The organism is Pseudomonas sp. B14(2017) (assembly GCF_002113255.1).
Classification (GTDB): domain Bacteria; phylum Pseudomonadota; class Gammaproteobacteria; order Pseudomonadales; family Pseudomonadaceae; genus Aquipseudomonas; species Aquipseudomonas putida_Z.
On the sequence record NZ_NEJY01000014.1, the window covers coordinates 75,959 to 90,489 of the forward strand.

Sequence of the window (14,531 nt, forward strand, 5' to 3'; positions counted from 1 at the left end):
AACCTGCGCCGGCCAAGCCCTTCTTGTACACTCCTCGCATTAGCCCCCACCTGCACATTTTTTTGGTGAACGCATGATCGAGGTAACCGAGGTTTCCATTGCCGAGCTGCGCGACGCGCTCGAGTCGGGCCGCACGACGGCGGTCGAGCTGGTCCAGGCCTACCTGGCGCGCATCGATGCCTACGATGGCGCCGACACCGCCACTGCCCTGAACGCCGTGGTGGTGCGCAACCCCGAGGCGCTGAAAGAGGCCGAAGCCTCCGACGCCCGTCGCGCCAAAGGCCAGGTCCTGAGCCCGTTGGACGGCATCCCTTATACCGCCAAGGACAGCTACCTGGTCAAAGGCCTGACCGCTGCCTCCGGCAGCCCAGCCTTCAAGGACCTGGTGGCCCAGCGCGACGCCTTCACCATCGAACGCCTGCGCGCCGCCGGCGCCGTGTGCCTGGGCAAGACCAACATGCCGCCCATGGCCAACGGCGGCATGCAACGCGGCGTGTATGGCCGCGCCGAAAGCCCGTACAACGCCAACTACCTGACCGCACCGTTCGCCTCGGGCTCGTCCAACGGTGCCGGCACCGCCACCGCTGCCAGCTTCAGTGCCTTCGGCCTGGCCGAAGAAACCTGGTCCAGCGGCCGTGGCCCGGCGTCCAACAACGGCCTGTGCGCCTATACCCCGTCGCGTGGGGTGATTTCGGTGCGTGGCAACTGGCCGCTGACACCGACCATGGACGTGGTGGTGCCGTATGCCCGCACCATGGCCGACCTGCTGGAAATCCTTGACGTGGTCGTAGCCGACGACGCCGACAAGCGCGGCGACCTGTGGCGCCTGCAACCTTGGGTGCCAATCCCGGCGGCTTCGACGGTGCGCCCGGCTTCGTACCTGGACCTGGCCGTGGATGCCAGCGCGCTCAAGGGCAAGCGCTTTGGCGTGCCACGCATGTACATCAATGCCGATGCCGAGGCCGGTACTTCCGAGAAGCCTGGCATCGGCGGCCCGACTGGCCAGCGCATCAACACCCGCGCCACGGTGATCGACCTGTGGCAGCAGGCCCGCCAGGCACTGGAGGCGGCTGGTGCCGAAGTGCTGGAAGTGGACTTCCCGCTGGTGTCCAACTGCGAGGGCGACCGTCCGGGCGCACCGACCGTGTACAACCGCGGCATCGTCAGCAAGGAGTTCCTGCATGACGAGCTTTGGGAGCTGTCGGGCTGGGCCTTCGACGACTTCCTGCGCGCCAACGATGACCCCAGGCTCAACCGCCTGGCCGACGTCGACGGGCCGCAGATCTTCCCCCACGACCCGGGCACCCTGCCCAACCGTGAGGACGACCTGGCCGCCGGCATGGACGAGTACGTCAACATGGCCAAGCGTGGCCTGAAGACCTGGGACCAGATCGAGACCCTGCCCGACGGCCTGCGCGGCCTGGAGCAGACCCGCAAGATGGACCTGGAAGACTGGATGGACAACCTGGGCCTGGACGCGGTGCTGTTCCCCACCGTGGCCGACGTGGGCCCGGCCGATGCCGACGTCAACCCGGCATCGGCGGACATCGCCTGGAGCAACGGTATCTGGGTTGCCAACGGCAACCTGGCGATCCGCCACCTGGGCGTGCCGACCGTGACCGTGCCGATGGGCGTGATGGCCGATATCGGCATGCCGGTGGGGCTGACCTTTGCTGGCCGGGCTTACAGCGACAATGCGCTGCTGAGCTTTGGTGCGGCCTTCGAGGCGACCGGGTCGCGGCGGATGATCCCACCGCGCACCCCGGCCCTGGGCTGAGGGTTAAAGGGGCCGCTTTGCGGCCCATTCGCGGGTAAACCCGCTCCCACAGGTTCACCACAGGTGTTGAATACCGTGGGGCCCCTGTGGGAGCGGGTTTACCCGCGAATGGGCCTGGAAAAGCAAATCGCCTAATTCAACTTTATGTGTAAAAATACACAAAACGTTGATTTTGCGATCTGCCATGCCTATCACCCCAAGCGAAGAACGCCAACTCACCCTCACCGTCCTCAAGGCCGCCATTCAGGCCCTGGGCAGCGTTGCCGCACGCAACATGGAAATCCTCCTGCACGACCTCGACCACCCGGAACACTCCGTGGTGGCGATCGTCAACGGCCACCTTTCCGGTCGCAGCGTCGGTAGCCCGATCCTCGCCGCCCCGGAACAGGACCAAGGTTTCAAGGCACTGATGCAGGCCTCGGCCGATCAGCACGGCTGTGAGCCGGTGGTGCTGCCCGATTACCCCACCACGCTGAAGGGCCGCACGCTGCGCAGCGCCACGGCCATCTTCCGCGACCGCAGCGGCCACCCCTTCGCCAGCCTTTGCGTCAACACCGACGTCACCGGCCTGGATGCCGCCATGAACTTTCTTCAGCAGTTCCAGCCGCTGGGGGCCACACCTGCCGTCAGTGAACCCGCCGACATGGAACTGCTGATGAGCGAGATAATCCAGGCATCCCTGCAGCGCAGCGGCCAGGGGCGGATGAACAAGCAGGCCAAGGTCGAGGCCGTGCGCGTGATGCAGGAGCGTGGCCTGTTCATCGTCAAGGGCGGCGTGGAAAAGGCCGCCAGCGCCCTGGGTGTGACCCGCTACACCGTTTACAACTACCTCGAGCAACTGCGCGGAGCCAGCCAATGACCTTGCATATTCATACCCCCCTGATCGAATCCCGCCCGCTGTCACTGGCCGCGGGCAGCAATATCTGGCTCAAGCTCGATGCCCTGCAGCCCTGCGGTTCGTTCAAGCTGCGCGGCGTGGGCCACGCCTGCGAGGTGCACCATGCCCGTGGCGCGCGGCATTTCGTGTCTTCCTCGGGCGGCAACGCGGGCCTGGCAGTGGCCTATGCCGGGCGCAAGCTGGGCGTGCCGGTGACCGTGGTAGTGCCCGAGACCACCACCGAGCGGGCCAAGGACCTGCTGCGCCTGGAGGGCGCCAAGTTGGAGGTGCATGGCAGCTCCTGGCAAGAGGCCAACGCCCTGGCGCAGACCTTGGTCGGCCCGGATGACGCCTTCATTCACCCATTCGACGACCCGCTGCTGTGGGCCGGGCATGCCAGCCTGGTGGATGAAGTCGCCGAGGCCGGCGTGAAACCGGATGCCGTGGTGTTGTCGGTAGGCGGCGGTGGTTTGCTCACTGGTGTGGTCGAGGGGCTACAGCGCAACGGCTGGGGCGATGTGCCGGTGCTGGCGGTGGAAACCGAGGGCGCAGCATCGCTGCATGCGGCCATGCAGGCGGGGCATTCGGTGGAGCTGGAACGTATTGCCTCGGTGGCGACCTCGCTGGGGGCCAAGCGTGTGGCTGACCAGGCGCTGGTGTGCGTGAAGGAGCATCCGGTGCACAGCCATCTGGTCACTGACCGCGCTGCGCTGGAGGCGTGCGAGCGGTTCCTGCTGGACCATCGCGTGCTGGTGGAGCCTGCATGTGGGGCGGCTTTGGCGTTGGCCTATGCACCGGGCGCCCTGGCGCAGTACCAGAATGTGCTGGTGGTGGTTTGTGGCGGGGCTACCGCCACGCTGGAGCAGATCCAGGCGTGGTTGCAGCAGGTTGATTGAGGTTGCCTGTACCGGCCTCTTCGCGGGCTTGCCCGCTCCCACAGGTTTAGCGCGAGGCTCAGAAAATGCGCGGTTCCTGTGGGAGCGGGCAAGCCCGCGAACACCGGCGGAGCCGGTGCCATCCAATACAACACTCATCGGATTCTCCTTGCGGCACCCGGTTGCTGATTACGATAGTCACATGCCGCTGTTCTACTGAGCCCGCCGCAACCGGAAAAATCCTCTCGCAACAGCGTCAACCACGACGAAATGCGTAACCCACCCTTTCGGTCTGCGGCAAGTGAAGGCACAATGCGTGTCCTTTTTTTGGCCGGCCTGGCCGGGGGCCTTTAAATGATCAAGACGCCGTACTACCTCATCGATAAAACCAAGCTGCTGGGCAACATGGAGAAGATCGCCTACGTGCGCGAACACTCCGGTGCCAAGGCGCTGCTCGCCCTCAAGTGCTTTGCCACCTGGTCGGTCTTCGACCTGATGCAACAGTACATGGACGGCACCACCTCTTCGTCGCTGTACGAGCTCAAGCTCGGCCGCCAGAAGTTCGCCGGCGAAACCCACGCCTACAGCGTGGCCTGGGCCGACGACGAGGTCGAGGAAATGCTCGAGAACTGCGACAAGATCATCTTCAACTCGATCGGCCAGCTGCAGCGCTTCGCCGAACAGTCCGAAGGCAAGGTCCGCGGCCTGCGCGTCAACCCGCAGGTCAGCAGCTCCGACTACCTGCTGGCAGACCCTGCCCGCCCGTTCAGCCGCCTGGGCGAATGGGACCCGGCCAAGGTCGAACAGGTGATCGAGCAGATCTCCGGTTTCATGTTCCACAACAACTGCGAGAACGGCGACTTCGGCCTGTTCGACAAGATGCTCACGCACATCGAAGAGCGCTTCGGTCACCTGCTTCACAAGGTCGAGTGGGTAAGCCTCGGTGGCGGCATCCACTTCACCGGTGAAGACTACGCGCTGGACGCCTTCTGCGCGCGCCTGAAAGCCTTCTCGGAAAAATACGGCGTGCAGGTGTACCTGGAGCCGGGCGAAGCGGCCATCACCAACAGCGCCTCGCTGGAAGTGACCGTGCTCGACACCCTGTACAACGGCAAGCACCTGGCCGTGGTCGACAGCTCGATCGAAGCGCACATGCTCGACCTGCTGATCTACCGCCTCAACGCCAAGATGGCCCCCAACGACGGCGCGCACACCTACATGGTCTGCGGCAAGTCGTGCCTGGCCGGTGACATCTTCGGCGAATACCAATTCGATCGTCCGCTGGCCATCGGTGATCGCCTGTCGTTCGTCGACGCGGCGGGTTACACCATGGTCAAGAAAAACTGGTTCAACGGTCTGAAAATGCCATCCATCGTGGTCAAGCAACTCGACGGCAGCGTCGAAGTGGTGCGCGAGTTCGGTTTCGAAGACTACGTTTCCAGCCTGTCGTAAGACCGGCTTTCAGTAAGGAGCAAGGGATAAATTGAAGAAGAACGTTCTTATCATTGGTGCAGGAGGTGTCGCCAAGGTGGTGGCCCACAAGTGCGCGCAGCATAACGACGAACTGGGTCGTATCGCCATCGCGTCACGGAACATCTCCAAATGCCAGGCCATCATCGACAGCGTCAAGGCCAAGGGTAGCCTCAAGGTACCCGCCGACATCCAGGCCTTCTCGCTCAATGCCCTCGATGTCGAGGCAACCAAGGCGCTGATCCGCGAGACCGAATCGCAGATCGTGATCAACGTTGGTTCCGCCTTCCTCAACATGTCGGTGCTGCGTGCCTGCATCGATACCGGTGTCGCCTATCTGGACACCGCCATCCACGAAGAGCCGGGCAAGATCTGCGAGACCCCGCCGTGGTACGGCAACTACGAGTGGAAACACCTCGAAGAGTGCCAGGCAAAGAACATTACCGCCATTCTCGGCGTCGGTTTCGACCCGGGTGTGGTGAACAGCTACGCCAAGCTGGCGCAGCAACAGTATTTCGACAGCATTGACTCGATCGACATCCTCGACGTCAATGCCGGTTCGCATGGCAAGTACTTCGCCACCAACTTCGACCCGGAAATCAACTTCCGTGAATTCACCGGGCAAGTGTGGAGCTGGCAGAACAGCCAGTGGACCAGCAACACCATGTTCGAGGTCAAGCGTACCGACGACCTGCCGGTGGTAGGTTCGCAGAACCTGTACCTGACCGGCCACGATGAAGTTCACTCGATTTCGAAGAACCTCAACGTGCCGAACGTGCGTTTCTGGATGAGCTTCGGCGAGCACTACATCAACGTGTTCACCGTGCTGAAGAACCTGGGCCTGCTCTCCGAGCAACCGGTGAAAACCGCCGAAGGCCTGGAAGTGGTACCACTGAAAGTGGTCAAGGCCGTGCTGCCGGACCCAGCCTCGCTGGCCCCGGGCTACACCGGCAAGACCTGCATCGGTGACCTGGTCAAGGGCACCAAGGATGGCCAGCCGCGCGAAGTGTTCATCTACAACGTGGCCGACCACGAAGAAGCCTACGCCGAGACCGACAGCCAGGGCATTTCCTACACCGCCGGTGTACCGCCAGTGGCTGCCGCCCTGCTGGTCGCCCGTGGCGAGTGGGATGCCAAGCGCATGGTCAACGTCGAGGAGCTGCCAGCGGAGCCGTTCCTCAAGGCGCTGGACGTGATGGGCCTGCCGACCCGCGTCAAGGATGAAAAAGGCGATCGTCCCTGGGACGCTGAAGCCTAAGCAGCAAGACAGAGGGGGCGCCATCAAGGCGCCCCTTCTGCTTTTGCAGGCCCGGCCTCTTCGCGGGTGAACCCGCTCCCACAGGTATTTCACAGGTCTGTGGGAGCGGGTTCACCCGCGAAGAGGCCGGCACAGGCTGACCTCTACTTCCGAGCCTCCAGAATCAGGTTGAACGGCGTCTGCGTCGCCCGCCGGAACCGGCCGAACCCCGCCTCCTCGAACACCGCCCGCAACCGCGCTTCCCCCGCCTGCGCACCCAGCCCCAACCCCACCTCCTGCGACAACGAGTTCGGCGTGCAGATAAACGTCGACGCCGCATAGAACAAGCGCCCGACCGGTGTCAGGTTGCCCTCCAGCGAATCCTCGGCATAAGGCTCCACCAGCATCACCGTGCCGTCGGCCTTCAACGCACGGTAGGCATGCTTCGCAGCCCCCACCGGGTCGCCCATGTCGTGCAGGCAATCGAAGAAGCACACCAGGTCATGGTCATGCCCCGGGTAGTCCTTGGCGCTGGCCTGCTGGAAGCTCACCCGCCCCGCCAACCCCGCCTCGCGCGCACGCTCGTTGGCGGTGGCGATGGAAGGCCCGTGGTAGTCGTAGCCGACGAAGGTGGATGCCGGGAACGCCTGGGCCATGACCAGCGTGGAAGCGCCATGCCCACAGCCCACATCCGCCACCTTGGCGCCCGCCTGCAGCTTGGCCACCACGCCCTCCAGCGCCGGTAGCCATTCGGCCACCAGGAAGGTGCGGTAACCCGGACGGAAGAACCGTTCGGTGCCGCTGAACATGCAGGGGTGATGGTCGCCCCAGGCCAGCCCGCCATCGCCGCGCATGGCCGCGACCAGCTTGTCCTTGTCGTGGAACAGCGCGGCCACCACCGCCGCACCACCGGCCATGTAGGCCGGGGAATCCTCCAGCGCCAGGGCCATGGCCTGCTCTTCAGGCAACACGAAACGGCCCTTGTCATGCACCATGTAGCCCGAGGCGGCCTGGGCGCTGAGCCATTCGCGCACCAGCCGCGGGTGGCAGCCGGTCTTTTCCGCCAGCGCCTCGGGGGTGGTCGGCTGGCTGTCGGCCATGGCCCGGTACAACCCCAGCTCGTCACCGAGAATCACGTTGGCCAAGGTCGCCGCCGCGCCCATGTCGCCCACCAGCTTGCCCATGAAGTCGTGAAGCCTTGCCTCGTCCATGACCTGCCCTCCTCTGCAAAGAAGGCCATCGCCAGCGAGGGACATCCGCTCCGGGGAGGCGGTGGTCGGTTGAATGGTATGGGCCTGCCGAACGTTGCCCGATGCAGGCCACTTGTAAGTTTAGATGCCCTGATCCGAGGCCTTTGCCTGCCCTGCCAACTTTTCCAGCAATACCTTGGCCAGCGCCTTGTCCGAGAACGGGTTCTGCCCGGTGATCAGTTCGCGGTCCACCACCACATTGGGTTGCCAGGCCTTGGCGTAGCCCATGTCGCCCCCTGCCATTGCCATGGCGTTGGCCGGGTAGAACAACAGCCTCTGGTCCTTGAGCGAACCTTCGAACACCTGCTCCTCCGGGTCGGAGAAGATGGTCATCTTGTAACCCTTGTACAGCCAGTCTGTGGCTGCCGGCTTTTCACCACGCGCCAGCGCCGACTGGTAGCTCGCCGGGTCCTGCTGGGCCGAGAGCAAGGCGATGGGGCCGTGGCAGATGGCGGCTGTGGGCTTGCCGGCCTGGTGGAAATGCCGCAGCAAGGCGCCCACGTCCGGGTTGTTGGCCAGGTCGATCAAGGGCGCATGGCCGCCGGGGATGAACAGTCCGGCATAGCGGCCCAGGTCACCTGCCAGTACCTGTTTTACCGACAGGGTATCGTCAATGCCCGGCAGGCCTTGCACGACTTTCTCGATCCGGCGCATCTCCACCGCATCGCCGGCAAAGTAACGCGGGTCGATCGAACGCTGGTCGACGCTCGGGGCATTACCCTTGGGGGTTACCAGCACCAGCTTGTAGCCAGCCTTGAGCAATTGGTCGGCTGGCACGCCGAACTCGTTGAGGTAGTAGCCAGTGGCGTAGCGCTTGCTGTCCTGCAGCGGCAGCTGATGCTCGCTGGACAACAGCACCAGCACCTCACCCTTGGGCGCAGCGTGGGCGCCGGCGGCAAGCAGGGTGCTGGCAACAGCCAGGGCAAGCCGGGACATCTTGGTCATGCAACAATCTCCTGATCAGGCAAAAAGAGCCGTCCGATCATGTCGGCGGGATGCGTTCATGCTAATGGCAAAGCTATGATTCGATAATTCGAAAGCTCTCATGTCTGCGATCCAGAAAATGAATATCTCCAGCAAGGACCTCAACCTGCTGTACCTGTTCCATGTGCTGTATCAGGAACGCAACGCCACCCTCGCCGCCCAGCGCATGGCGCTGAGCCAGCCCGCGCTCAGCCACAAGCTCAACAAGCTGCGCCATCAGTTTGGCGACCCGCTGTTCGTCCGCGCGCCCAGGGGCCTGACCCCGACGCCGCGCGCCCACGAACTGGCGCCCGAGGTAGAACGCCTGGTAGTGGGCCTGGAGGGCTTCTATGAACGCTGCGAAGGGCAGGACTTCCTCGCCCGCCCTGCCCGCCTGCACCTGTACAGCACCGATTTTGTCGAGCAGACCTTGTTGCCCAGGCTGCTGCCGATACTGCGCAGCCAGGCACCGAACCTGACGCTGGTCACCTGCAACACCCGCGGCCAGCTGCCTCGCGAAGAACTGGAAAAAGGCACCTGTGACCTGGCCGTTGCCGGGTTCTACACCGACCTGCCGGAAACCTTCCATCAACAGCGCCTGCTCAGCGAACACTTGGTAGTGCTGGCCTCGCGCAGCCATCCCGGCCTGGAAAGCGGCCTGGACCTGGATACCTTCCTCGCCAGCGACCACCTGCTCACCACCCTCACCGGCGACCTCGATGGCCTGGTCGACCGCGCCTTGCGCAGCCAGGGCATGCAACGACGGGTCGTGGCTGGCCTGTCTAGCTTCGTGGCCCCCACGCGCCTGCTGCGCGGCACCGACCTGCTGCTCACCTGCCTGAGCTCGCTGGCCATCGAAGCCACCGAGCGTGATGACGACCTGCTCATGTACCCGCTGCCGCTGACATTGCCCGCAATCGAGGTGATGCAGATATGGCATGAACGCACCCACGCCGACCCGTTGCGGCGCTGGTTCCGCCAGCAGCTGTGGAACGTCGCCCAGGAAGCAGCGGCCTGCGCAAGTAACAATATCTAAACAACGTTGTGACATTTTTTTTCAGCTTTCTCGCCAAGGAGCTGTCAAATGAAGGTCACGGTTTTCGGTACCGGCTATGTCGGCCTCACCCAGGCAGTGTGCCTGGCCCAGGTGGGGCACTCGGTGTTGTGCATGGATGTCGACGCCGAGCGGGTCGCCAGCCTCAATGCAGGCCATTGCCCGATCTTCGAGCCCGGCCTTGCGCCGATGCTGGAGAAGAACCTGGCCTGCGGTCGCCTGCGTTTCACCACCGACGCCAGCGAAGCGGCCAACTATGCCAGGTTGCAGTTCATTGCCGTCGGCACCCCGGCACAGGCCGATGGCAGCGCCGACCTGAAGCACGTGTTTGCCGTGGTCGACAGCATCCTCGAACATGCCGACGGCCCCAAGCTGATCGTCAACAAATCCACCGCGCCGGTCGGCACGGTGCACCGCATCAAGGCGCGCATCGCCCAGGCCGTGGCCGATACCAGCCGCTTCCACGTCGTCAGCAACCCCGAGTTCCTCAAGGAAGGCTCGGCAGTTGATGACTGCATGCGCCCGGAGCGCATCATCATCGGTGGCGCGGAACCTGCCGAGGTGGAGTTGCTGCGCGAGCTGTACCTGCCGTTCAGCCGCAACCGCGAAAAGCTCATGGTCATGGATGCGCGCAGCGCCGAGCTGACCAAGTACGCGGCCAACTGCATGCTGGCGACCAAGATCTCGTTCATCAACGAGATCGCCAACCTGGCCGAGCACCTGGGCGCCGACATCGAAATGGTACGCCGCGGCATCGGTTCGGACCCGCGCATCGGCTACGACTTCATCTATGCCGGCTGCGGTTTTGGCGGCTCGTGCTTCCCCAAGGACCTGCAAGCCCTGCGCCGCAGCGCCGAGGCCGAAGGCTTCGAGCCGCAGCTGCTGCGTGCGGTGGAATCGGTCAACGAGCAGCAAAAGGGCCGGCTGTTCAGCAAGATCCAGCGCCACTACCCACGCGGCCTGCGGGGCAAGGTCTTCGCCTTGTGGGGGCTGTCGTTCAAGCCCAATACCAATGATATCCGCGAGGCCTCCAGCCGGGTCCTGCTGGAAGCGCTGTGGGCCGCCGGCGCGCGGGTGCAGGCCCATGACCCGCAGGCCATGGAAGAAATCCAGCGGCACTATGGCCCGCGCGCCGACCTGCGACTGGTGCCGTGCAAGGACGATGCCCTGCGCGGCGCCGACGCCCTGGTGATCGTCACCGAATGGCAGGACTACCGCGTGCTCAACCTGGACAAGGTGCCGCAACAGCTGGCCGACCGGGTGGTGTTCGACGGGCGCAACCTGTTCGAACCCGAACACATGGCCGCCGCCGGCCTGACTTACTACGGCATCGGCCGTGGCCAGGTGCAGCCAGCATGCCCGTACTGATTACCGGCGTGGCCGGCTTCATCGGCTACCACGTTGCGCGGCGCCTGTGCGAAGCAGGCATCGAGGTGGTCGGCATCGACAACCTCAATGCCTACTACAGCGTCCAGCTGAAGCTGGCGCGCCTGCAGCAGCTGTTCGGCTTTGCCAATTTCCGCTTCCACACCCTCGACATCGCCCACCCGAGCGAACTGCAACAGCTGTTCGCCGGCCAGGCGTTCAGTGAGGTGATCCACCTGGCGGCCCAGGCCGGGGTGCGCTATTCGCTGGACAACCCCGGCGCCTATGGCCAGGCCAACCTGGTCGGCTTTCTCAACATCCTCGAGGCCTGCCGCCAGCAGCCACCCCGCCACCTGATCTACGCCTCCAGCAGTTCGGTGTACGGCGCCAACGCCAAGCTGCCGTTCAGCGTCGACGACCCGGTCGAGCAACCGCTGTCGCTGTATGCCGCCAGCAAGCGCGCCAATGAACTGATGGCGCACAGCTACGCACACCTGTACCAGCTGCCGACCACTGGCCTGCGCTTCTTTACCGTATACGGCCCCTGGGGCCGCCCCGACATGGCGCCGTTCAAGTTCACCCGCGCCATGCTCGAGGGCCGGCCGATCGAGGTCTACAACAACGGCCTGATGGGGCGCGACTTCACCTACATCGACGACATCGTCGAGAGCATTGTGCGCCTGCGCCTGAAGCCGCCACTGCCGGCCGAGGGGCAACCGCCCTGCCAGCTGTTCAACATCGGCCGAGGTCAGCCGGTACGCCTGCTGCACTTCGTCGAATGCCTGGAGCATGCCTTGGGCATCAAGGCCCGACGCGACTACCTGCCGCTGCAAGCAGGTGATGTGCTGGAAACCTGGGCCGACGTCGGCTCGCTGGCGCGCTGGATCGACTACACCCCCGGCACATCGCTGGAACACGGCGTCAACGCCTTCGTTGGCTGGTACCGGGATTTCTACCGGGTCTGAGCCGCGCAATCACAACAAGATTACAGGTAGCCTCATGACAGATCCACTTGACCTCTCGGTGCTCATTCCCGCCAGGAACGAGGTCGACAACCTGCCGTCACTCTTGATGGAAATACGCATCGCGCTGGCGGCTGAAGACCATGAAGTACTGGTGGTTGATGACGGCAGCAGCGACCGCACCCTGAGCGTACTGCTGCAACTGAAAAGCCAGGGCTACACGCAACTGCGCATCCTCCGTCACGAGCGCTCGCTGGGCCAGAGCACCTCGCTGTGGCATGCCGCCCAGGCGGCGCGCGGGCGCTGGCTGGCGACCCTGGACGGTGACGGCCAGAACGACCCGGCGGACATCCCCGGCATGCTGGCCCTGGTGCGCGCCAACCAGGACCTGGCCGGCGGCGTCAAGCTGGTGGCCGGGCACCGGGTCAACCGCCGCGACAGCGCCAGCAAACGCTGGGCGTCGCGGCTTGCCAACGGCCTGCGCAGCCGCTTGCTCAAGGACGCCACGCCAGACACCGGCTGCGGGCTGAAACTGATCGAACGCGCGGCCTTCCTGCGCCTGCCCTACTTCGACCACATGCACCGCTTCATCCCGGCGCTGATCCTGCGCCACAACGGCCGCATGCTGGTGCACCCGGTCAACCACCGGCCACGTCAGGCCGGGGTGTCCAAGTACGGCAACCTGGACCGCGCCCTGGTCGGCATCCTCGACCTGTTCGGGGTCTGGTGGCTGATCCGGCGCACCCGCCTGGACACGCGCCCCCAGGAGCTCGAAGGATGACCCGCGAAACCCTGTGGCTGGTCATCGGTTTCGCCGGCCAGGCCGTATTTACCGGGCGCTTCGTGTTGCAGTGGCTGTACAGCGAGTTCAAGCGCCGCAGCGTGATCCCGGTGGGCTTCTGGTACCTGAGCATGCTCGGCAGCGCGCTGCTGCTGACCTACGCCATCTATCGCCAGGACCCGGTGTTCATCATCGGCCAGAGTTTCGGCTTCCTGGTCTACCTGCGCAACCTGCAGCTGATCGCCCGCCACCAGGAACAGAAGGAATAGCCCTTGCCAAGGTTCAACACGCTCGGGGCCGAACGCCTGGCCCTGATTGCCCTCGCGGTGTTGCTGGTGGGCGCGGGTATCGGCTGGCGCCAGCCGATGAACGTGGATGAAGAACGCTTTCTCGGCGTCGCCCTGGAAATGCTGCAGAGCGGCAACTGGTTCATCCCGCACCGGGCGGCGGAAATCTACGGCGACAAGCCGCCGCTGTTCATGTGGACCGTGGCCCTGTTCAGCCACCTCACCGGCTCGCCCAAGGTTGCCCTGTACCTGCCTGGGCTGCTGTCGGCGGCGACCATTACCTGGGTGCTGCATGACCTGGGGCGGCGCCTGTGGAACCGACGCATCGGCGTGATCGCCGCCTTGCTGTTCCTGGCCACCTACCAGAGCTACAGCATCCTGCGCACCGGGCAGATCGACAGCTTCCTGTGCCTGTGGGTGGCACTGGGTTTCTACGGCATGCTGCGCCACTTGCTGCTCGGGCCGGCCTGGGGCTGGTTCTACCTGGCCTGCGCGGCCATGGGCATGGGCATTATCAGCAAGGGCGTGGGCTTTGTCCCGGCGCTGCTACTGCTGCCCTATGCCTGGGCGGTGCGCCACCGCTGGCACGGGGTGGTGGCCATGCCCGGCCAGGGTTGGCGCTGGAGCCTGGGGCTGGCGTGGCTGCTGGCCGGTTGCGCGGTGTGGCTGCTGCCATTGCTGGTTTCGATCGCCCATGGTGGTGGCGCGGCGGAGCTGGCCTACCTGAAGGAAATACTCCTGCGCCAGACCGCCAGCCGCTATGCCAATGCCTGGGACCATCGCGAACCGTTCTGGTACTTCTTCGTCAAGGTCATCCCCAAATACTGGCTGCCACTGGTGCTGGCCCTGCCCTGGCTGGTACCGGCCTGGCGCCGGCAACTGCAAAAACGCGACGGGCGCTTTCTGCTGCTGCTCGGCTGGGTGGTGCTGGTGCTGTTGTTTTTCAGCCTCAGCAGCGGCAAGCGCAAGCTGTATATCTTCCCGGCGCTGCCGGGCCTCGTGCTGGCCATCGCGCCACTGCTGCCGTGGCTGCTCAAGCGCTGGCTGCAGCGCCGGCCGGCCTGGCGCAAGGCGTTCACTGCCGTGGCCCTGGCATGGTTCGCGCTGTGGTTCGCACGCGGCTTCGTCGAGCCGCTGAAGGAAGGCCGCAACCCGCATGAAACATTGATGAGTGAAGCCGCACGGGCCACCGGCGGCGCCGAGTTGGTGCTGGTCAACTGGCGCGAGGGGCATTGGCTGTTTGCCCGGCAACCCATCGTGCACTTCGGTTTCACCGGCCAGCCCAGGGCGGACACGGCCGCTTACTGGCTGCGCCACAACCCCACGGCCTTCGCCCTGGTACCGGCTTCGGAGCTGGGCCGCTGCTTCAGTGCCGACAAGGCACGCAGGCTGGGCGAGACCTCGCGCGCAGAGTGGTATGTGGTCGGTGCCGATGCCGATAACGGCCAGTGCCAGGCCACGGCCCCCAGCCACGTCTACCACTTCGCCTGGACGGGCTCGCCTTAGTGCCTGCCAGCGTTTCTGCAGGCGTTCGCAGGCACGTTTGCTCCCAAAGGTTTGGCGCCGAGCTCAAGCTACGCGCTATCCCTGTGGGAGCGGCCTTGTGTCGCGAAAGGGCCGCAACGCGGCCCCA

13 protein-coding genes are annotated in these 14,531 nt (G+C 64.7%); 11 read left to right on the plus strand and 2 right to left on the minus strand.

Annotated elements, in window-relative coordinates; genetic code table 11:
- Positions 1-73: 73 nt before the first annotated feature.
- The 5 genes from CAG34_RS15985 to CAG34_RS16005 all read left to right on the plus strand — a co-directional run bounded on the left by CAG34_RS15985 (position 74) and on the right by CAG34_RS16005 (position 6,257).
- Positions 74-1,777, plus strand: a complete 1,704-nt coding sequence (locus CAG34_RS15985; RefSeq protein ID WP_085591178.1) for an amidase — start codon at positions 74-76, stop codon at positions 1,775-1,777.
- Positions 1,778-1,961: 184 nt separating this feature from the next.
- On the plus strand, positions 1,962-2,636 hold the full coding sequence (locus CAG34_RS15990; RefSeq protein ID WP_085591180.1) for a transcriptional regulator: 675 nt from the start codon (positions 1,962-1,964) through the stop codon (positions 2,634-2,636).
- Positions 2,633-3,550 carry a pyridoxal-phosphate dependent enzyme gene (locus tag CAG34_RS15995; protein ID WP_085591182.1) on the plus strand — a complete coding sequence of 306 codons (918 nt, stop codon included), beginning with the start codon at positions 2,633-2,635 and terminating at the stop codon, positions 3,548-3,550. The genes CAG34_RS15990 and CAG34_RS15995 overlap by 4 nt, the downstream gene beginning before the upstream one ends.
- A gap of 333 nt (positions 3,551-3,883) precedes the next feature.
- Positions 3,884-4,981, plus strand: coding sequence for a carboxynorspermidine decarboxylase (gene nspC / locus CAG34_RS16000; protein ID WP_013972889.1), 1,098 nt, complete (start codon positions 3,884-3,886; stop codon positions 4,979-4,981).
- Positions 4,982-5,012: 31 nt separating this feature from the next.
- The gene (locus CAG34_RS16005) at positions 5,013-6,257 is read left to right on the plus strand and encodes a saccharopine dehydrogenase family protein (protein ID WP_003248123.1); all 1,245 of its coding nucleotides are present in this window, start codon (positions 5,013-5,015) and stop codon (positions 6,255-6,257) included.
- Positions 6,258-6,400: 143 nt separating this feature from the next.
- Here CAG34_RS16005 and CAG34_RS16010 read toward each other — a convergent pair whose 3' ends face one another.
- Both CAG34_RS16010 and CAG34_RS16015 read right to left on the minus strand, forming a co-directional pair.
- Positions 6,401-7,447 carry a class I SAM-dependent methyltransferase gene (locus tag CAG34_RS16010; RefSeq protein ID WP_075045114.1) on the minus strand — a complete coding sequence of 349 codons (1,047 nt, stop codon included), beginning with the start codon at positions 7,445-7,447 and terminating at the stop codon, positions 6,401-6,403.
- 120 nt (positions 7,448-7,567) lie between these two features.
- Complete coding sequence (locus CAG34_RS16015) at positions 7,568-8,431, minus strand: type 1 glutamine amidotransferase domain-containing protein (RefSeq protein ID WP_085591184.1); 864 nt, start codon at positions 8,429-8,431, stop codon at positions 7,568-7,570.
- 118 nt (positions 8,432-8,549) lie between these two features.
- On the opposite strand from CAG34_RS16015, the gene CAG34_RS16020 reads away from it, so the two are divergent.
- The 6 genes from CAG34_RS16020 to CAG34_RS16045 are packed head-to-tail and all read left to right on the plus strand — an operon-like array spanning position 8,550 to position 14,404.
- Positions 8,550-9,485 (plus strand): LysR family transcriptional regulator, encoded by a 936-nt coding sequence (locus tag CAG34_RS16020; RefSeq protein ID WP_085591288.1) that lies wholly within the window; start codon positions 8,550-8,552, stop codon positions 9,483-9,485.
- A gap of 48 nt (positions 9,486-9,533) precedes the next feature.
- Positions 9,534-10,871 (plus strand): UDP-glucose/GDP-mannose dehydrogenase family protein, encoded by a 1,338-nt coding sequence (locus tag CAG34_RS16025; RefSeq protein ID WP_085591186.1) that lies wholly within the window; start codon positions 9,534-9,536, stop codon positions 10,869-10,871.
- The gene (locus CAG34_RS16030) at positions 10,859-11,833 is read left to right on the plus strand and encodes an NAD-dependent epimerase/dehydratase family protein (protein ID WP_075045111.1); all 975 of its coding nucleotides are present in this window, start codon (positions 10,859-10,861) and stop codon (positions 11,831-11,833) included. The genes CAG34_RS16025 and CAG34_RS16030 overlap by 13 nt, the downstream gene beginning before the upstream one ends.
- 34 nt (positions 11,834-11,867) lie before the next feature.
- On the plus strand, positions 11,868-12,611 hold the full coding sequence (locus CAG34_RS16035) for a glycosyltransferase family 2 protein (protein WP_085591188.1): 744 nt from the start codon (positions 11,868-11,870) through the stop codon (positions 12,609-12,611).
- A complete protein-coding gene (locus CAG34_RS16040) occupies positions 12,608-12,880 on the plus strand; it encodes a lipid-A-disaccharide synthase N-terminal domain-containing protein (RefSeq protein WP_025338958.1) in 273 nt (90 codons plus the stop codon). The genes CAG34_RS16035 and CAG34_RS16040 overlap by 4 nt, the downstream gene beginning before the upstream one ends.
- A gap of 3 nt (positions 12,881-12,883) precedes the next feature.
- Positions 12,884-14,404 carry a glycosyltransferase family 39 protein gene (locus tag CAG34_RS16045; RefSeq protein ID WP_085591190.1) on the plus strand — a complete coding sequence of 507 codons (1,521 nt, stop codon included), beginning with the start codon at positions 12,884-12,886 and terminating at the stop codon, positions 14,402-14,404.
- Positions 14,405-14,531: the final 127 nt, after the last annotated feature.